Raw genomic sequence first — 18,403 nt, forward strand, 5'->3', positions numbered from 1 at the left:
CGGGCAACCTGCTCATCACGCCGGACGGCCGCGTCAAGATCACCGACTTCGGCATCGCGCGCATCGCCGACCAGGTCCCGCTGACGGCGACCGGCCAGGTCATGGGCACGGTCCAGTACCTGTCCCCGGAGCAGGCGAGCGGCCAGCCCGCCTCCCCCGCCACCGACATCTACTCGCTGGGCATCGTCGCGTACGAGTGCCTGGCCGGGCGCCGCCCCTTCACGGGCGAGTCGCAGGTCGCCATCGCGATGGCGCAGATCAACGACACCCCGCCGGAGCTGCCGGTCACGGTCGCGGAGCCGGTGCGCAACCTCGTCTACTCCTGCATCGCCAAGAAGCCGGCCGACCGCCCCGCCACCGCCGCGCACCTCGCGCGGGCGGCCCAGGCGCTGCGCTCGGGCGACGTGCGCGGAGCGGCGCTGGCCGTCCCCGCGGTCCTCAGCGACCTTCCCGCGACGCAGGCGACCACGGTCCTCCCCTCCAACCAGGGCGCGACGCAGGCGACCACGGTGCTGCCCTCCGGCGCGCCCGCGGCCGCGGCCGCCGCTCCGTTCGTGCCGATCGAGGAGCCGCTCGAGCCGGCCGAGGAGCCGCGCAGGCGCAGCCCCTGGACCTGGCCGCTGATCGCCCTCATCGTGATCCTCGCCGTCGTCATCGCGGGCACGATCTTCGCTCTGACGACCGGCGGGAGCAGCGACCCGGCCGCCTCCCCCACCGCGACGACCAGCACGGCCCCGTCGCCGACGCCGTCCGAGACTCCGAGCCCCACGCCGACGCCGACCTCGAACACGGTGGTCATCGACAAGGCCGACTACGTCGGGCGCTCCTTCGACGACGTCGAGACCGAGCTCGAGGCCCTGGGCATGGGCGTCCGGCGCGCGGACGGCCCGAGCGCCCCCACCGCCGAGCAGGTCGGACTCGTCGAGGACGTGAACCCCACCGCGAACGTGGTGAAGGGCACGACCATCGAGGTCTCCGTCTTCACCGAGGTCGCGACCCCGGACGCACCGACCGCCGTGCCGACCGTCACCCCCGCCGCCTCCAGCGTCGAGGCGGGCGCGACGTTCAACGTCACCTGGAGCAACTACAACCAGTGCCCGAGCGGAACCTCCGTGAGCGGTTACCGGGTGACCGCGACCGGTGAGGGCGCGAGCGTGACGAGCACCAACCCGTCGAACTCGACGACCGCGACGATCCAGGCCGGCACCACGGCCGGCACGATCGACGTCACGTACACCGTGCTCTGCGGCGAGTCGGAGTCGGCGGCCTCGCCCACCCTCTCCGTCACCGTCGAGGAGCCGGCTCCGACCCCGGCGCCGACCCCCACCTCGAAGGCCACCTCGACGTCCACCCCCTCCGAGTAGCGGCGGCGCGCCGGGTCGGGGCACCGCTCCGGCCCGGCGCCTCGCGGCCGTCGCGTCGCGCCCCCGCCCGGAACACCAGGGGCCCATAGGTACACTTGCCGTGGCTCCTCGGGGCCGCACCACACGGAAGTACAGGGCGGGAGCGTGCGCGTGACGGATGAGGGTCGCCTGATCGCGGGACGGTACCAGGTCGGGCCCCGGCTCGGCCGCGGCGGGATGTCCGAGGTGTACCTCGGCACCGACACCCGGCTCGGCCGCACCGTCGCCATCAAGGAGCTGAAGCTCTCCCTCTCCTCCGACTCCGCCTTCCGCCTGCGGTTCCGCCAGGAGGCGCAGTCCGCGTCGCGCATGTCGCACCCCACGATCGTCCGGGTCTTCGACGCGGGCGAGGAGGTCTCGCTCGACGACAACGGCGCCGAGTCGCGCCGGCCCTTCATCGTCATGGAGCACATCGAGGGCCGCCTCCTCAAGGACCTGATCGCCGAGGGCCCCCTCGACGTGGACGAGGCCGTCCGCATCACGGAGGGCATCCTCACCGCCCTCGAGTACTCGCACCGCGCAGGTGTCGTCCACCGCGACATCAAGCCCGGCAACATCATGCTGACCCCGTCGGGCCAGGTGAAGGTGATGGACTTCGGGATCGCCCGCGCCGTCTCCGACTCCGCCGCCACGGTCGCTCAGACCACGGCGATCCTCGGCACCGCGGCCTACTTCTCCCCCGAGCAGGCGAAGGGCGAGCAGGTCGACGCCCGCAGCGACCTCTACTCCGCCGGCATCGTGCTCTTCGAGCTCCTCACCGGCCGTGCGCCCTTCCGCGGCGACACCCCGGTGGCCGTCGCCTACCAGCACGTCAGCGAGACGCCGCCGGCGCCGAGCTCCATCAACCCGGCCGTCACCCCGGCACTCGACGCGGTCGTCGCCCGAGCACTCTCGAAGGACCGCTACGAGCGCTTCCAGGGAGCTGCGGAGTTCCGTGACGACCTGCGCGACGCCGCCGCGGGACGCCTCCCCGACCACCGCCCGATCGACGAGCTGACCACCTCGCTCTTCGCGGCCCGCAGCCAGGGCGGAGTCAACGACTCCGAGCTCGCCCTCCGCCAGCTGGCCGAGGACAACTCGATCGTCCGCACCCAGCGCCGCCCGCCGGTCCTCTGGATCTGGTCCTCGATCGTCGTGCTGGCCGTGATCGTCGCCGCACTCGTGATCTGGGTGCTGACGCTCCAGCCCGCGTCGACGCTGCCGTCGCAGTCGCGCGAGGTCCCCACCCTTACCGAGACCACCTACGACAGCGCCCAGTCGACCCTGACCGAGCTCGATCTCGTGCCGAGCCAGGTCGCGGAGTACAGCTCGACCGTCCCCGAGGGCGAGGTGATCCGCACGGATCCGGGCTCGGGCACGATCGTCGCACCCGAGACGGTCATCCGCATCGTCGTGTCCCAGGGCCCGCAGCCCGTCGCCGTGCCGGACACCGTCGGGCAGAGCCTCGCCGAGGCCATCGACGCGCTCACCGCCGTCGGCTTCGTCGAGGGCTCCCAGACCCGCGAGAACTCGCCGACCGTCCCGCGCGACGTCGTGCTCTCCGCCTCCCCCGGAGCGGGACAACAGGTCGCCCCGGGTACGCCGGTCGACCTCACCGTCTCCTCCGGCCAGGTCACGCTCCCCGACCTCGTCGGGACGTCCCTCAGCAGCGCACTGGCCACCCTCGCCTCCGAGAAGCTGCAGCTCGTGGGGGTCGAGGTTCCGGACGAGACCTGCGACGCGACCCGGGCGAACCCGCCCATCACGACCCAGTCCCTGGCTCCGGGCGACGTCCCGCAGGGATCGACCGTCCAGCTCGGCTACTGCGCGGGCTGAGCCGGCCTGCAGCCCGCTGCGGCTGCGGCGTCGGCCGACGGTGCCCGGTGGAGGCCGGGCCGCTGCTCTGCGCGCCGAGAAGGGCTCGTCCGGACGTCGCTCGTCGGGTTCGATGCTCCACGGGGCCGACTGCCCCGAGGTGAACCGCTACGCCCGGCGTGCGTCGGCGAGCGGGGGCTGGAGCCGCACGACCTCGCCGGCTGCCGATCCGTCCGCGGGGCGTGCGATCCTGCCGCGGATGTCGCTCGGGGTGAGCCCCTCGCGGCGCTTGAGCGCACGGCGGAGGTGGTCCGCCGAGGAGAATCCGGACGCGGCGGCGATCGCCTCGAGCGGGACCTCCCGCGGGCGGCGGCGCAGGAGCTCCACGGCGCTGGCGACCCGGGAGCGCTCGATCTCGCTCGCGACCGTGGTGCCCGCGTCCTCGAAGAGCCGCTGGAGGGAGCGGGTGGACACGTTGACCGCGTCGGCCACCGCCTCCGGGGTGCAGCGCGGCGTGCGGTGCGTCCGGTCGATGACCGTGCGCGCGCGTCCGAGCGTGGCGGCCCGGACGCTCGTGGTGCCGGGCTGCGAGCTCGCCGCTGCGAGGAACGCGCTGGTGAGGAGCTGCTTGACAACGTGGGCGAAGCCGGTGACCTCGCCCTCGCCGGGCAGCCCCGTCCCCGACTCCGCCGCGAGGGCGAAGGCGGTCGTGAAGGCGTACGCGGCGCGGGTGGACCGGGCGTCGGGATCGAGCGCGTAGACCGGGGCGGAAGTGTCGAAACCGTAGCGGCGCATCTCGTCGGCGCGCAGTGAGAGGTGGAGGATCGTGGCCGGAGTCGTCGACTCGGTCGTGAACGTCGTCGTCCCCTGCTGGTACGAGATCGAGCCCGGACGCAGCAGCACCGTTCGGTCCGGGGCGACCATGCGCACGAAGCCGTCGATGAGGAAGCTGAAGGTGAGGAAGGAGGTGTCGTCGGCCGGCCACGTCCCGCGGAGGACGCGCAACGGCGAGACCGTCATCAGCACGACGCTCAGATCGGCGGTGCCGAATCCCGAACCGGTGATGCTCGGAACGGTGCCGGGTTTGACGACGATGCGCGGACCGAGATTCTCGAGTTCTCGGATTCCCGAGAAAGCCCAGGAGATCGATGCGACCATGAGGTCCCCCCGGACTTCTCTTCTGCGGCGCCGACCCCCTGTCGGCGCCCTCTGATTATGCAGGGAAAAGGGGCCGCATCCTCCGCCGGGAGCCCGTCAAATCCCGCCACCTGATCGGGGGGTGCGCAAGGGGGTGGACAAGGTCACGCTCATACCCTGTCTCGGCTTTCTCCTCCGCCCACCGTCATTTAGCCGTCAGATGGCGGATTTCTACGTGAGAACGCACTCAGGGCGGCATCCCCGTTCGGGGGACGGTGGTCGCTGATCATTCTCAATGCTCTCGACTCGATAACGAGCCCGATAAGCCCGGCGAATTCCGCCTCACCGAGCCGGGATCGAGAGTCCGGGCGTGTCGTCGGCCGATACGGACGACCGGATCGACGTCACCTCGCGCAGCCAGTTCTCGAGAAGGCGCCGCCCGCCCTCGGTGAGGACCGACTCCGGATGGAACTGCACGCCCACGAGCGGAGCACTCCGGTGCCGGACGGCCATGACCACTCCCTCCGGTGTCCGCGCCGTCACCCGCAGCTCCTCGGGAAGGCTCTCACCGTCGACCGCGAGCGAGTGGTACCGCATCGCGGCGAATCCGGAGGGCAGGCCGTCGAAGAGCGGATCTCCGTCGTGGAGGACCGCGGACGTCCGGCCGTGCAGCAGCTCCGGCGCCTCCGTGACGCGGGCGCCGAGAGCGTGGGCGAGCACCTGGTGGCCGAGGCAGACTCCGAGCAGCGGCCGCCCGGTCGCCTCCGCCCGCTGCACGAGCGCCGTCGACGCGGGGACGTCCCCGGGACGGCCCGGCCCGGGTGAGACCAGGACTCCGTCCGCCTCCTCCGCGCGAGCCAGGAGCGCCGTCGTCCCGAGATCGTCGCCCTCGACCACGTCGACCTCGGCACCGAGCTCGCGGAGGTACGAGACGAGCGTGAAGACGAAGCTGTCGTGGTGGTCGACGACCAGGATCCGCGGGGCCGCGCCGGCGGTCACGAGCCGACGGTCACGTTCCGGTCGAGCACGAGCGACTGCACCCAGGGGAACACCCACTCGTCGAGCGCGACCAGGACCGCCGCGACGAGGACGAGGACGATCAGGAGCCGGACCCACCACGGCCCGGGCAGGAGCCGCCACAGCGCTGCATACACGGTCAGCCCTCCTGAGCCAGCGAGGCGGCGATCTCGGCGGGGGCGCCCGCGGACCGAGGCTGGAACGAGTCGAAGACGCCGTACGCGATGATCCGCTCGGCCGTCGAGTAGAGCGGGTTGCAGCTCGTCAGCGTGATCAGGCGATCGGTCGGAGCCGCGTCCGGAGTCCACGGAACCGGGTCGATCACCTGGACGTCGGAGGGCTGGACGTACTCGAGATTGCGGAAGCGGTAGGTGTACCAGCCGTCCGCCGTCTCGATGTAGATCGGGTCGCCGAGCTGGAGCTCGTCGATCAGGTGCATGCCTCCGCCGTACGCGCTGCGGTGCGCGGCGAGCGCGAAGTTGCCGGCCTGGCCGGGCATCTGCGTCCCGGGGTAGTGGCCGATGCTCCCCTCGTCGAGCACGTTCTCGGCGTCGATGCCCTCGGCGATCGTGCGCACCCACCCCTCGCCGTAGCGCGGGATGTAGAGGTTGCCGAAGGAGGTGTCGAGGGCGGCGACCGACGCGACGACCGGCTCCGCCGGGGCGGCCTCGGTCGGCTGCGGTGCCGGAGAGGAGTCGCCCCAGGTCTCGCGGAGCTCCGCGGCCTGCGTCGTCTGCCGGCCCGCGATCACCGCGTCGTTCCACCAGAGCTGCCAGGCCAGGAAGAGCAGGACCAGGACGCCGGCGGTCATCAGGAGCTCACCGACGACTCCGAAGAACGAGAGTCGTCGGACCGGGCGGGCCCTCCGTCGCTTCGCTCGCGGCCGCAGAGCCGCCCCGTCGGGGTTCTGGGCGGTCATGCGACGAGTCTAGGCGCGAGCCGTGACCGGCTGTGGCGCACGATCCGGACCTGTGGAGAGCCCTCCAGAATCGCCGCCTGAGGAGGCCCGATGGGATCACTCGAGCGCCCGCACCGGCCGCTGCGCGAGTCCGCACAGCACCCGCGCAGCCCTGGCGCTCCCGGCCCGGAGCCTCCGCCCGGTACAGTGGTCAGCATGGCACGAGCGACGAAGAGCCCGAAGCCCGAGCGCGACGAGGCCCGGACCGGCGAGAACGCACCGAATCCGGTCTGGTTCAAGCCGGTGATGTTCGGCTTCATGCTGCTCGGACTCGCCTGGATCATCGTCTTCTACGTGAGCCAGGGCACCCTGCCGATCCCCGATCTCGGCAACCTCAACATCCTGATCGGCTTCGGCATCGCGTTCATCGGCTTCCTGATGACGACGCGCTGGCGCTGAGCCTCCCCCAGTCGTGAACGACGCCCCGTCCGGTCCGCCGACGGGGCGTTCGTCGTCGGTGGAGCGTCTGCGCGCCGCCGGCTGCGTCTTCGCCGAGGAGGAGGCGGGCCTGCTCGAGGAGGCCGCCGGCTCCTCCTCCGACCTCGAGCTGCTGCTCCGCCGCCGCGAGACGGGCGAGCCCCTCGAGCAGATCCTCGGCTGGGTCGCCTTCCGCGGCCTGCGCGTCCCCGTCGCACCCGGCGTCTTCGTGCCCCGCGTGCGCACCGAGTGGCTGGTCGACTGCGCCCTGGAGGTCCTCCCGGACGGCGCGGTGGTGCTCGACCTCTGCTGCGGATCCGGCGCCCTCGCCCGGTCGATCTCCGAGGAGCGGCCGGACGTCCGCCTGCTCGCGGCCGACCTCTCCCCCGCCGCCGTCGCCTGCGCGCGCCGCACGCTCGCAGGCCGCGCCGACGTCCACGAGGGCGACCTCTTCGACGCGCTCCCCCGGAGTGAGCGCGGGCGGATCGACGTCGTGGTCGTCAACGCCCCCTACGTCCCCACCGCGGCGATCGCGCTCATGCCGCCGGAGGCCCGGGTGCACGAGCCGATGCTCACGCTCGACGGCGGGTCGGACGGGCTCGCCCTGCACCGCCGCATCGCTCAGGAGGCGGGAGCGTGGCTCGCACCCCACGGCGTCGTCGTGATCGAGGTCGGCGCGGATCAGGCCGCGGCGAGTGCCTCCGCGTTCCAGGCGGCCGGGTTCGCCACCGCGCTGCACCGCGACGACGACCGTGAGGCGACGGCCCTGGTGGCCGTCCGCCGGAGAACTACACCGCTGTAATTATCCCCAGCTGTGGAATCTCCTGTGGAGAACTCCGCGGTCTCCGCCGCGCTGGCCTGCTCGAGGCGCGGAGGGCCCCGATCGGCACCAGCCCGCCGGTTCTCGGACGCGCCGCCGTCCCCGGATCGTCCTCCCGAGGAGGACACCCGGGACGTTCTCCCCAGTGTTAACAACTCTGTGGATAACTTCCTCCCCACCTGTTGAGAGCACCTGTGGACAGCGGTGGAGACGGTCGCCGCGGGAACGACGAAGCGGCGGGTCCGGGAGTGCGCGAGGCACTGCCGGACCCGCCGCTGCGGGAGGGGACGGGATCAGCCGAGGACGTAGGCGCCCGCGGTGATCGCCACCAGTCCGACTCCGATGAGCCCGACGAGGAGGTTCTGCGTGCGCCGCTGGGCGCGCTGCCGGGTCTTCGTGAAGACCAGCCCGATGAGCGCGCCGGCCACCAGACCGCCGACGTGCGCCTGCCACGCCACGTTCATCCCGGGCAGGAAGCCGATGACGAGGTTCAGTCCGACCAGCACCAGCAGCTGCGACGCCTGACCGCCCAGGTGCCGGAGGATCACCAGGTACGCGCCCATCAGCCCGAATATCGCACCGGAGGCGCCGATCACCGGGGTCAGCGGGTTCGCGAGGAGCAGGACGCCCACCGACCCGGCGAAACCGCTCAGGAGGAAGAGGGTGAGGTACCGCCCGCGGCCCAGCATCCGCTCGAGCACCATGCCGAACACCCACAGCGTGTACATGTTCAGCACCAGGTGGAACGGGATGACGATGAAGAGCGACGTGCTGTGGAGGAACACCGAGGTGAGCATCCGCCACGGCTCGAAGCCGGCGCCGAAGCCGGGGAGCGTGTAGGCGGGGGCGTACAGGAGCGCGTTGACCGCCGGCCCGCCGACGAAGGGGAGGATCTCGACGATCCACAGCACGATGCAGAGCGCGATGATCGCATAGGTCACCGTCGGCTGGTCGGCGCGGGTCATGGCCCGCACGCGGGAGAGGAGGGGACCGCGGGTGCGCGGCGCGGTGGCGCGCTGCTGCGCCATGTCGTCCGGGCAGATCACTCCGACCGGAGCGGGAGTCTGGCACTCGCCGCAGATGGTGCGGCCGCACCGCTGGCAGCGCACGAAGCTCTGCCGGTCGGGGTGTCGGTAGCAGGAGTAGGTGCTGCTCGGCGGGACCTGGGTCACGGACGTGCCTCCGGGGAGAACGAGGGCCGGGCCCTGACGGACCCGGCCCTCGAATGAGTGGTGGATGAGGCGATCAGACCTCGGTGATCTCGACGCTCTCGATCACGACGTCCTCGAGCGGCTTGTCACGGCCGTCGGTGGGAACAGCCGAGAGCGACTGCACGAGCTTCTTCGACTCCTCGTCGGCGACGGCGCCGAAGATGGTGTGCTTGCCCTGGAGCCAGGTGGTCGGCGCCACGGTGATGAAGAACTGCGAGCCGTTGGTGCCGCGGCCCGCCTGCTTGCCGGCGTTCGCCATCGCGAGGATGTAGGGCTGGGTGAAGTCGAGCTCCGAGTTGATCTCGTCGTCGAACTGGTACCCCGGGCCGCCGATGCCCTGACCGAGCGGGTCGCCGCCCTGGAGCATGAAGTCGGGGATGATGCGGTGGAAGACGGTGCCGTTGTAGAGCGGCTCCTTGGTCTTCGCACCCGTGGCGGGGTGGGTCCACTCGATGTCGCCGGTCGCGAGACCGACGAAGTTGCGGACCGTCTTGGGAGCGTGGTTCCCGTAGAGGTTGACGACGATGTCGCCCTTGTTGGTGTGGAACGTCGCGACTGCGGTGTGCAAAGGCATGCTCGGATTCTCGCACAGCGCGTCTGTAGGCCCCTGCAACGCCCGGTGTCAATGCGCTGGGTGCGCGATGCGGACGCCGATCGATGAGTGGCAGTATTGAGGCGTTCGCTGCTCGTAGCCGATGGAGGACCAACATGGGTCTGTCACGTAAGCACAAGAAGGACCTCAAGCGTCTTCGCAAGAACGCCGAGGCGGTCTGGGGCGAGCAGCAGGAGGTGCTGGCGCACGCGGCCTCCGTGCTCGAGAAGAGCCGCCGCCACGCGTCGAAGTACGCCAAGAAGGAGCTCGTCCCCTTCGTCAAGGACACGTACGACTCGCGCGTCAAGCCGGTCTACGACAACGGCGTCTCGGCCGTCGAGGGCACGTACTCCTCGGCCCGCCACGCCTACAAGCACAAGGTCGTCCCGACCTTCGCCGCTGTCGGTGGCACGGCCGCCGCCGCCTTCGAGGCTGCCAAGGACTCGAAGAACCGCGCGAAGCTCGCCGAGATCTCGAAGGCGCGCTGGGAGGAGCTCACCACTCCCCCGAAGAAGAAGAACAAGGTCGGCACGGTCTTCGCGATCGGCGCCGCGCTGGTCGCCGTCGGCGGCATCGGCTACGCCGTCTGGCAGACGTTCCGCGCCGACGACGAGCTGTGGGTCGCCGAGGACGAGCCGCAGAGCGCCGCGCAGAACGCGGCCTCGACCGCTTCCTGACGTTCTCGTCGCTGGAGCCGGGCCCCTCAGGGGGTCCGGCTCCTTCGCATGCCCGGGTTAGGCTTCTGCGGTGGACATCCGGGTCGCCGCGTACGGCGTGATCATCGACGGTGAGCGGATGCTGCTCGCGCACTGGAGCCAGGGCCCCTGGTCGGCCTGGACGCTTCCGGGCGGCGGGATCGACGAGGGCGAGTCGCCCGCCGACGCCGCGGTCCGCGAGATCTTCGAGGAGACGGGCTACCGTGCCGAGCTCGAGGCCCTCATCGGCGTGGACTCGCACGTGATCCCCGCGCACCGCCGCAGCGATCCCGAGGCCGGCCCCCTGCACGCCATCCGCGTCGTGTACCGCGCCCGCATCGTGGGCGGCGAGCTCACGCACGAGGTGGACGGCTCCACGGACGCCGCCGCCTGGTTCCCCCTGAGCGACGTCGAGGAGCTGGAGCGCGTCGAGCTCGTCGACGCGGCCCTCACCATGAACGAGGCCTGGCTCCTCCGCTGACGGTGCCCGGGAATCCCCGGCCGCGCCCCGGCGTTCCCTTCGTCGTGATCGTCGAGCTCTACACCTCCGCCTTCTGCGGCGCCTGCCATGCCGCGCGCTCGGTGCTGGAGCGTGCCGCGGAGCTCGTCCCCGCCGCCGAGATCCGCGAGCGCGACGTGGCCTACCACCCCGTCGAGGCCGAGGCCGCCGGTGTCCGCTCGACCCCCACCGTCGTCGTGCGGGACACGGCCGGAGAGGTGGTCTTCCGGGCGGAGGGCGCTCCCTCCCTTCCGCAGGCTCTCGCCGCTCTGGCCCTCGCCCTGCCCGCGTAGGGTGGCCGCGGGAGGACCGATGCACCGTCGCGCTGCGCTCGCGAGCACCGTCGTTCTGCTCGGCGCCCTCGCGCTCTCGGGATGCGCCTCCGAGGAGCCGGTGACCACGGCCGCGGTCGGGCTCGGACGGGGCGGCGAGCGGGGCGAGGTCCTCGGCGTCGTCGTCGTGTGCTCGGGGTCCGTCGACGGCCTCGACCTCGCCGCCTCCGACTCCGCCCCCCTGACCATCGGCGACGGGCTGCGGAGGGTCACCCGCTGGGTCTCCCCGTCACCGGTCACGCAGCTGGGCGCGACCGACCTCTCCGGATCCACGGTCTGGCCGGCCGACACGGTGATCGAGCGGTTCCCGCTCGGCGTCGACCTCGCGCTGGGCGCCTACGCGACCGACCGCTCCGTGCTCGCCCGCCCGGTCGTCTTCACGGCCGAGCAGTTCGACACGCTCTCCGTCGGTGAGATCATCGTCGGCGACATCCGCGACGGCACGTCCGAGACCCTCTCGGTCCAGCAGTTCCTCGGCCTCGCCTGCGTGGACCGCTGAGCGTGCGGCTCGGCCGTCCGAGTGGCGACCTCGATCGCGGGGACCGCACGGTCGGCGACAGGAGAGGCCGCCGGCTCGTGGACCCCGACGCGGACCCTCCGCGACCAACGGCGGTCAGGCGACGGCGGAGAACTCGCGGTGGAGCCGTCGCGCGCAGGAGATTCGACGTAGTGGCTAGCTGCGCCGCGACGTACTCGCACCCGTGTCGGTGTCTGCTCACCCCGAAGATGCGCGACGACACCGCTCAATCGTCAGCACGGCGCACCCCTCTCGCGTGCGAGCCGAGGTTGAGCCGAGGCTCCACCGCCCGATCGTCGTGTTGATGTCTACGCCGTCGGTTGTGAGCGCGTCATGTGAAGTCGGGTGCCTCATTGAGAGGCACCCAGCGCGCATCCTCACCTTCGCCCATCAGACGCTTCACGACTGGTGTTCGCTCGGTCTGGCCGCGTCGGAGACGACCGGATCTCGACAGGTAGTACGTGACGAGAGTGTCGTGCGACGGACGGAAGGTGACGTACCAGGGCGCGCCCTGCAACGACCGGCGCCCTTTGGCCAGAGCCTTCGCTGAGTACGAGCGGTACGCGCCGACGAGCGCGCCCACCTTCCACTGAGCCTTCGACTCGGGATAGGCGGCTTCCCACCCGTCGAAGATGTCGGCGAGCACGCCGATGGGAACAGCACCGACAGGATAGAAGACACCCTCGCGCATTCTCACCTCTTCGAGCAGTCGGTTGTCCGCGAGAGCGTGAGTATCGAGCGGGAGGTTCGAGATGTCGCCATCGCGGACACCTTCGAGCGACAGGTCGTCGAAGAGCGCGTCAGTCTCGGACTCCGTCGTCGATGACGTTCCCGGATCCGGCTCCGGCTCCGACCGGCTCGCGGCTTGAGCTGACTCGATCTGCGACCCGAGGAGTTGCTTCATGTCCTTGACGTCCACTCCCGTCTCGCTGACGGCGACCTGCGTTCTCTCGGCGATGGCCTCGACCCGCCTCAGCACTTCTTCATGCTGGTCCTGGCGGGTCTTCGTCTCGCGGTCGGCTCGCGCGGCTTCGCGATTCTGCACGCGAAGGATGGAGAGAGTGAGTCCGATGGCAACCATGGCGAGACCGAGCGAAATGAGCCCGATGGAGTCCCATAGTTGCGACAAGCGAAGCGACAGGTCCCCCTCGACGCTTGCGCGAAGAACCCACACCCAACCGCCGAGCACGACCAGAGCCGCGCCGATGACGTAGACCACGATCTCCCAGAACCGCAGACCGCGCCTCTGAGCCTTCTTCTCCGTCGCGTCCCCCACGGCGGTCACACTATCGTCCCAGCACGGAGATGCGGTGGTCGCTCCGAGTGGACGGCCCGCGGCGCCTTGCTGTGAGGATGTGCCTGCGTCGTGCACCCTCGAGAGCCGTCCGAGCTGCATCGGCACAACTGCATGGGCGCATCTGGCGACTGGGAGCACCCGCGAGAGGGGAGGAAGTGTGGAGCCTAGGAGATTCGAACTCCTGACATCCTGCTTGCAAAGCAGGCGCTCTACCAACTGAGCTAAGGCCCCGGGCCGGAGACGGGGCGATCCGTCTCCGAGAGTCGAACGGCCCGCCACCGCGAGGTGACGGGCCGTTCGGACCGGGTGGGGGTACCAGGACTTGAACCTGGGACCTCTTCATTATCAGTGAAGCGCTCTAACCGCCTGAGCTATACCCCCGGAATGGCCAGAGGAGACTCTACCCGACATCGAGCAGGAATCCCAATCGGCCGGACCGTGCGCCCTACTGGTTGGTGAAGCCCACCAGGAGGCCGCCGGTGATCTTGACGCTGAGGTTGTACAGCAACGCCACGATCGCGCCGAGCGCGGTGGTGACGATGGTGTTCAGCACCGCGACGACGATCGCGAAGCCCATGACCTGCGGCAGCGAGATGATCGTGTTGAGGTCGAACGCCTCCGCGCCGGCGATGTCCTGCACGAGGCCGTTGACCTCGTCGAACACGCCAGTCTGGGCCAGGACCGTGTAGACCAGGTAGACGACGACGATCGTGATGATCGCGAGCGTCAGGCCCAGCAGGAACGAGAGCTTCACGGCCGACCAGAAGTCGACGTAGACGAGCTTCAGGCGGACCTGCTTCGCCGCCGGGCTCTTCGCGGACTTCCTGGCGAGCTTCTCGGCGACGGTGCTACTCATCTACGGACCCATCCTCCTCCGACACCGGAGCGGACTCGGCCGGCGCCGCGGCGTCGGGATCCTCGTCCTGGGCGTCGAGATTGCGTTCGGTGTTCTTGGCGAGTGCGATGATGCGGTCGTCCTCAGCGAATCGTGCGAAGACGACTCCCATGGTGTCGCGACCCTTGGCCGGTACCTCGGCCACCGCAGAGCGTACCACCTTGCCGCTGGCGAGCACGACGAGCACCTCGTCGTCCTCTCCGGTGATGATGGCGCCCACGAGGTCGCCGCGCTTCTCCTCCAGCTTGGCCACCTTGATGCCCAGCCCGCCGCGTCCCTGGAGGCGGTACTGGTCGACCGCGGTGCGCTTGGCGTAGCCGCCCTCGGTGACCACGAACACGAAGCCCTCGTCGCTGACGACGTTGGCGTCGAGGAGGCGGTCCTCCCCGCGGAACGACATGCCGCGGACTCCGGAGGTGGAGCGGCCCATCGGACGAAGCGCCTCGTCGGACGCGGTGAAGCGGATCGACATGCCCTTGCGGGAGACCAGCAGCACGTCGCTGTCCTCCTCGACCAGGAGCGCCGAGACGAGCTCGTCGCCGTCGCGCAGCTTGATCGCGATGATGCCGCCGGAGCGGTTCGTGTCGTACTCCGAGAGGGCCGTCTTCTTCACGAGGCCGTCGCGCGTGGCGAGCACGAGGTAGCGGGCCGCCTCGTAGTCGCGGATGTCGAGGATCTGCGCGATCTGCTCCCCCGGCTCGAGCGCGAGCAGGTTCGCGATGTGCTGGCCCTTGGCGTCGCGGCCGGCCTCCTGCAGCTCGTAGGTCTTGGCGCGGTACACGCGACCGGTGTTCGTGAAGAACAGCAGCCAGTGGTGCGTGGTGGTGACGAAGAAGTGCTCGACGATGTCGTCGGCCTTCAGCTGCGCGCCGCGCACGCCGCGGCCGCCGCGGTGCTGCGCCCGGTAGGAGTCGCTCCGGGTGCGCTTGAGGTAGCCGCCGCGGGTGACGGTGACGACCATCTCCTCCTCGGGAATCAGATCCTCGACGCTCATGTCGCCGTCGAACCCGAAGAGGATCTCGGTGCGGCGATCGTCGCCGAAGCGGTCGACGATCTCGTCGAGCTCATCCGAGATGATCGTGCGCTGACGCTCGGGGCTCGCGAGGATCGACTTGTAGTCCTCGATCTCGGCCTGGATCCGGTCGTGCTCGTCGATGATCTTCTGGCGCTCGAGGGCCGCGAGGCGGCGCAGCTGCATGTCGAGGATGGCGCGGGACTGCACCTCGTCGATGTCGAGCAGCTCCATCAGGCCGTCGCGCGCCTCCTCCACGGTGGGGGAGCGGCGGATGAGGGCGATGACCTCGTCGAGCGCGTCGAGCGCCTTGAGGTAGCCGCGCAGGATGTGGATCCGCGCCTCCGCCTCGTCGAGGAGGTACTGGGTGCGGCGCACGATGACCTCGACCTGGTGGTCGACCCAGGCGCGGATGAAGCCGTCGAGCGAGAGCGTGCGCGGGATGCCGTCCACGATCGCGAGCATGTTCGCGCCGAAGTTCTCCTGCAGCGGCGTGTGCTTGTAGAGGTTGTTCAGCACCACCTTCGCCACGGCGTCGCGCTTGAGGACGACGACGAGGCGCTGGCCGGTGCGACCGGAGGTCTCGTCGCGGATGTCGGCGATGCCCGAGACGCGCCCGTCCTTGACCAGCTCGGCGATCTTGATCGCCAGGTTGTCCGGGTTCACCTGGTACGGCAGCTCGGTGACGACCAGGCAGGTGCGGCCCTGGATCTCCTCGATGGAGACGACGGCGCGCATCGTGATCGAGCCGCGGCCGGTGCGGTACGCGTCCTGGATGCCGCGGACGCCGAGGATCTGCGCACCGGTGGGGAAGTCGGGTCCCTTGATCCGCTGCAGCAGCGCCTCGAGGAGCTCCTCGCGCGTCGCGTCGGGGTTCTCGAGCGCCCACTTGGCGCCGGCGGCGACCTCGCGCAGGTTGTGCGGCGGGATGTTGGTCGCCATGCCGACCGCGATGCCGACGGAGCCGTTGACGAGCAGGTTCGGGAACCGCGCCGGCAGGATCGCCGGCTCGCGGGTGCGGCCGTCGTAGTTGTCCTGGAAGTCGACGGTGTTCTTGTCGATGTCGCGGACCATCTCGAGCGCGAGCGGCGCCATCTTGGTCTCGGTGTACCGGGGGGCGGCCGCGCCGTCGTTGCCGGGGGAGCCGAAGTTGCCCTGCCCGAGCGCGAGCGGGTAGCGGAGGCTCCACGGCTGCACCAGGCGGACCAGCGCGTCGTAGATCGCGGAGTCGCCGTGCGGGTGGAACTGGCCCATCACGTCGCCGACGACGCGCGAGCACTTCGAGAACGCCTTGTCGGGGCGGTAGCCGCCGTCGTACATGGCGTAGATCACGCGGCGGTGCACGGGCTTCAGGCCGTCGCGCACCTCCGGCAGGGCTCGCCCGACGATGACGCTCATCGCGTAGTCGAGGTAGGAGCGCTGCATCTCGAGCTGCAGGTCGACCGGCTCGATCTTGTCGTGACCGTGGATCACCACACCGGTCTCGGTGACGATGTCGTCGCTCTCGTCCGGGCCGGTGGGGGTGGTGGGTTCTTCTGCCATGGTCTCTGGTCTCTCAGGTGGGTCCGTGCCCCGGAGGAGCGGGGGCGGCGGTCGCGCTGGGTGTCAGGTGTGTCGTCGGTGTGCGGGCCGGTGACGGCCTCTGTCGTGTTCTGGTCGAGGATGCGGCCCATCGAGGGCCGCCGTCACGTGTCCGAGGTGGTCGCGAGGACGGTCCACTGGACCGCCCGGCCGCCGTCTTTCGAAGGACGTCCGCTTCCTCGACCACTAGATGTCGAGGAAGCGCACGTCCTTCGCATTCTTCTGGATGAAGGAGCGGCGGGACTCGACGTCCTCGCCCATGAGGGTGGAGAAGATCTCGTCGGCCGCGGCCGCGTCGTCGAGCGTGACCTGGAGGAGGGTCCGCGTGGCGGGGTCCATCGTGGTCTCCCACAGCTCCTTGTAGTCCATCTCGCCGAGGCCCTTGTAGCGCTGGATGCCGTTCTCCTTGGGCATGCGCTTGTTGGTCGCCGAGCCGTGCGCGATCAGGGCGTCGCGCTCGCGGTCGCTGTAGACGTACTCGTGCGGGGAGTTCGACCACTTGAGGCGGTACAGCGGCGGCTGCGCGAGGTAGACGTAGCCGAGGTCGATCAGCGGGCGCATGTAGCGGAAGAGGAGCGTCAGCAGCAGCGTCGTGATGTGCTGGCCGTCGACGTCGGCGTCGGCCATCAGGATGATCTTGTGGTACCGCGCCTTGTCGGGGTTGAAGTCCTCGCCGATGCCGGCGCCGAACGCCGTGATCATCGCCTGGACCTCGTTGTTGCCGAGAGCGCGGTCGAGCCGCGCCTTCTCGACGTTGAGGATCTTGCCGCGGAGGGGGAGGATCGCCTGCGTCTCGGGATTGCGGCCCTGCACCGCGGATCCTCCCGCCGAGTCGCCCTCGACGATGAAGATCTCGGAGATAGACGGGTCCTTGGACTGGCAGTCCTTGAGCTTGCCCGGCATGCCGCCGCCCTCGAGCAGGCCCTTGCGGCGGGCGGTCTCGCGCGCCTTCCGCGCCGCCATGCGGGCCGAGGCCGCCTGGATCGCCTTGCGGATGATGTCCTTGGCCTGGCTCGGGTTGCGGTCGAACCAGTCGGCCAGCTGCTCGCCGGCCACGCGCTGCACGAACGCCTTCGCCTCGGTGTTGCCGAGCTTCGTCTTGGTCTGGCCCTCGAACTGCGGCTCGCCGAGCTTGATCGACACGACGGCGGTGAGGCCCTCGCGGATGTCGTCGCCCGAGAGGTTCTCGTCCTTCTCCTTGAGCAGGTTGTTCGCGCGCGCGTAGCGGTTGACCAGAGTGGTCAGCGCGGCGCGGAAGCCCTCCTCGTGGGTGCCGCCCTCGTGGGTGTTGATGGTGTTCGCGTAGGTGTGGACGCTCTCGGTGTAGGCCGTGGTCCACTGCATCGCGACCTCGAGCGAGATGCGGCGCTCGGTGTCCTCGGACTCGAAGTCGATGATCTCGGAGTGCACGAGGTCCGACTTCTTCAGCGAGTTGATGTACTCGACGTAGTCGACGAGGCCCTTCTCGTAGTGGAAGACGTCGGTCCGGTCGCCCTCGGTCTCGTTCTCGCCCTCCCCCTCGAACTCGATCTCGTTCTGGTCGGTCAGCGCGATGCGCAGGCCCTTGTTGAGGAACGCCATCTGCTGGAAGCGCGCGCGCAGGGTCTCGTAATCGAACTCGACCGTCTCGAAGATGCCGGCGTTGGGCCAGAAGGTGATCGTCGTGCCGGTCTCGTCGCTGGCCTCGCCCTTCTCGAGCGGTGCGTCCGGCACTCCGTCGGTGAAGCTCATCCGGTACACGGCGCCCTGGCGCTTGACCTCGACGTCGAGGCGCGTCGACAGCGCGTTGACCACGGAGGAGCCGACGCCGTGCAGGCCGCCGGAGACCGCGTAGCCGCCGCCGCCGAACTTGCCGCCGGCGTGCAGCACGGTGAGGACCAGCTCGACCGTGGAGATGCCCTCGGTCGGGTGCATGTCGACCGGGATGCCGCGGCCGTTGTCGGAGACGGTGACGCCTCCGTCGGCGCGCATCAGGATCTCGATGTTGTCGCAGTAGCCCGCGAGCGCCTCGTCGACGGCGTTGTCGACGATCTCGTAGACCAGGTGGTGCAGACCGCGCGGACCCGTGGATCCGATGTACATGCCGGGGCGCTTGCGGACCGCCTCGAGGCCCTCGAGGACCTGGATCTGGTTCGCGCCGTAGTCGCCGGACGACTTGGTCGACATGCTCTCGTGCGGAGCGGAGGGGGCTGCTGAGCCGTTCGCGTCCAGGTCGTTCGCTGCGGG

The 18,403-nt window shown here is 70.1% G+C and carries 18 protein-coding genes and 2 tRNA genes; 8 read left to right on the forward strand and 12 right to left on the reverse strand.

Annotation, left to right across the window (positions count from 1 at the left end; genetic code table 11):
• On the forward strand, positions 1-1,364 hold a 1,364-nt coding region (locus tag C5C82_RS15180), incomplete at its 5' end, for a protein kinase (protein WP_104274120.1).
• A gap of 150 nt (positions 1,365-1,514) precedes the next feature.
• The gene (gene pknB, locus C5C82_RS15185; RefSeq protein ID WP_104355304.1) at positions 1,515-3,218 is read left to right on the forward strand and encodes a Stk1 family PASTA domain-containing Ser/Thr kinase; all 1,704 of its coding nucleotides are present in this window, start codon (positions 1,515-1,517) and stop codon (positions 3,216-3,218) included.
• 147 nt (positions 3,219-3,365) lie between these two features.
• On the opposite strand, the gene C5C82_RS15190 is transcribed toward pknB, so the two are convergent.
• From C5C82_RS15190 to C5C82_RS15200, 4 genes are all read right to left on the reverse strand, one after another.
• Positions 3,366-4,355 carry a helix-turn-helix domain-containing protein gene (locus C5C82_RS15190; protein WP_104222664.1) on the reverse strand — a complete coding sequence of 330 codons (990 nt, stop codon included), beginning with the start codon at positions 4,353-4,355 and terminating at the stop codon, positions 3,366-3,368.
• A gap of 321 nt (positions 4,356-4,676) precedes the next feature.
• Positions 4,677-5,333 (reverse strand): aminodeoxychorismate/anthranilate synthase component II, encoded by a 657-nt coding sequence (locus C5C82_RS15195; RefSeq protein WP_104257946.1) that lies wholly within the window; start codon positions 5,331-5,333, stop codon positions 4,677-4,679.
• The gene (locus C5C82_RS17675) at positions 5,330-5,488 is read right to left on the reverse strand and encodes a hypothetical protein (protein WP_167299010.1); all 159 of its coding nucleotides are present in this window, start codon (positions 5,486-5,488) and stop codon (positions 5,330-5,332) included. The genes C5C82_RS15195 and C5C82_RS17675 overlap by 4 nt, the downstream gene beginning before the upstream one ends.
• Positions 5,489-5,490: 2 nt before the next feature.
• Positions 5,491-6,270, reverse strand: a complete 780-nt coding sequence (locus C5C82_RS15200; RefSeq protein ID WP_104232997.1) for a class E sortase — start codon at positions 6,268-6,270, stop codon at positions 5,491-5,493.
• Positions 6,271-6,465: 195 nt separating this feature from the next.
• On the opposite strand from C5C82_RS15200, the gene C5C82_RS15205 reads away from it, so the two are divergent.
• Together C5C82_RS15205 and C5C82_RS15210 are read left to right on the forward strand one after the other, a co-directional pair.
• Positions 6,466-6,708, forward strand: a complete 243-nt coding sequence (locus C5C82_RS15205) for a cell division protein CrgA (protein WP_104222667.1) — start codon at positions 6,466-6,468, stop codon at positions 6,706-6,708.
• 13 nt (positions 6,709-6,721) lie between these two features.
• On the forward strand, positions 6,722-7,528 hold the full coding sequence (locus C5C82_RS15210) for a putative protein N(5)-glutamine methyltransferase (RefSeq protein ID WP_181134457.1): 807 nt from the start codon (positions 6,722-6,724) through the stop codon (positions 7,526-7,528).
• 311 nt (positions 7,529-7,839) lie between these two features.
• Here the strand turns inward: C5C82_RS15210 and C5C82_RS15215 are convergent, their stop codons facing one another.
• Both C5C82_RS15215 and C5C82_RS15220 read right to left on the reverse strand, forming a co-directional pair.
• Positions 7,840-8,718: a rhomboid family intramembrane serine protease gene (locus C5C82_RS15215; RefSeq protein WP_104222668.1), complete on the reverse strand. Its 879-nt coding sequence runs from the start codon at positions 8,716-8,718 to the stop codon at positions 7,840-7,842.
• A 73-nt stretch (positions 8,719-8,791) separates the two neighbouring features.
• Entirely contained in the window at positions 8,792-9,331 is a 540-nt protein-coding gene (locus C5C82_RS15220) for a peptidylprolyl isomerase (protein ID WP_104222669.1), read from the reverse strand.
• A 134-nt stretch (positions 9,332-9,465) separates the two neighbouring features.
• Here C5C82_RS15220 and C5C82_RS15225 point away from each other — a divergent pair, with 134 nt between their 5' ends.
• The 4 genes from C5C82_RS15225 to C5C82_RS15240 all read left to right on the forward strand — a co-directional run bounded on the left by C5C82_RS15225 (position 9,466) and on the right by C5C82_RS15240 (position 11,374).
• Positions 9,466-10,026, forward strand: coding sequence for a hypothetical protein (locus C5C82_RS15225; RefSeq protein WP_104255643.1), 561 nt, complete (start codon positions 9,466-9,468; stop codon positions 10,024-10,026).
• 70 nt (positions 10,027-10,096) lie between these two features.
• Positions 10,097-10,525 (forward strand): NUDIX hydrolase, encoded by a 429-nt coding sequence (locus tag C5C82_RS15230; RefSeq protein ID WP_104222671.1) that lies wholly within the window; start codon positions 10,097-10,099, stop codon positions 10,523-10,525.
• A 2-nt stretch (positions 10,526-10,527) separates the two neighbouring features.
• A complete protein-coding gene (locus C5C82_RS15235) occupies positions 10,528-10,836 on the forward strand; it encodes a thioredoxin family protein (protein WP_258063857.1) in 309 nt (102 codons plus the stop codon).
• Positions 10,837-10,855: 19 nt separating this feature from the next.
• The gene (locus tag C5C82_RS15240) at positions 10,856-11,374 is read left to right on the forward strand and encodes a hypothetical protein (RefSeq protein WP_104222672.1); all 519 of its coding nucleotides are present in this window, start codon (positions 10,856-10,858) and stop codon (positions 11,372-11,374) included.
• 349 nt (positions 11,375-11,723) lie between these two features.
• Here C5C82_RS15240 and C5C82_RS15245 read toward each other — a convergent pair whose 3' ends face one another.
• The 6 genes from C5C82_RS15245 to gyrB form a co-directional block, all read right to left on the reverse strand.
• Positions 11,724-12,668: a hypothetical protein gene (locus C5C82_RS15245; protein WP_146079262.1), complete on the reverse strand. Its 945-nt coding sequence runs from the start codon at positions 12,666-12,668 to the stop codon at positions 11,724-11,726.
• 179 nt (positions 12,669-12,847) lie between these two features.
• Positions 12,848-12,920, reverse strand: a tRNA-Ala gene (locus tag C5C82_RS15250).
• A 76-nt stretch (positions 12,921-12,996) separates the two neighbouring features.
• Positions 12,997-13,070 (reverse strand) — tRNA-Ile (locus C5C82_RS15255).
• Between the two features lie 64 nt (positions 13,071-13,134).
• Positions 13,135-13,545: a DUF3566 domain-containing protein gene (locus C5C82_RS15260; protein ID WP_104222673.1), complete on the reverse strand. Its 411-nt coding sequence runs from the start codon at positions 13,543-13,545 to the stop codon at positions 13,135-13,137.
• Complete coding sequence (gyrA, locus tag C5C82_RS15265) at positions 13,538-16,138, reverse strand: DNA gyrase subunit A (RefSeq protein ID WP_104222674.1); 2,601 nt, start codon at positions 16,136-16,138, stop codon at positions 13,538-13,540. Before gyrA ends, C5C82_RS15260 begins: the two co-directional genes overlap by 8 nt.
• Before the next feature lie 225 nt (positions 16,139-16,363).
• The gene (gyrB, locus tag C5C82_RS15270) at positions 16,364-18,343 is read right to left on the reverse strand and encodes a DNA topoisomerase (ATP-hydrolyzing) subunit B (protein ID WP_104355305.1); all 1,980 of its coding nucleotides are present in this window, start codon (positions 18,341-18,343) and stop codon (positions 16,364-16,366) included.
• Positions 18,344-18,403: the final 60 nt, after the last annotated feature.

The sequence above is a fragment of the Rathayibacter sp. AY1D5 genome (genome assembly GCF_002932515.1).
Lineage (GTDB): Bacteria > Actinomycetota > Actinomycetes > Actinomycetales > Microbacteriaceae > Rathayibacter.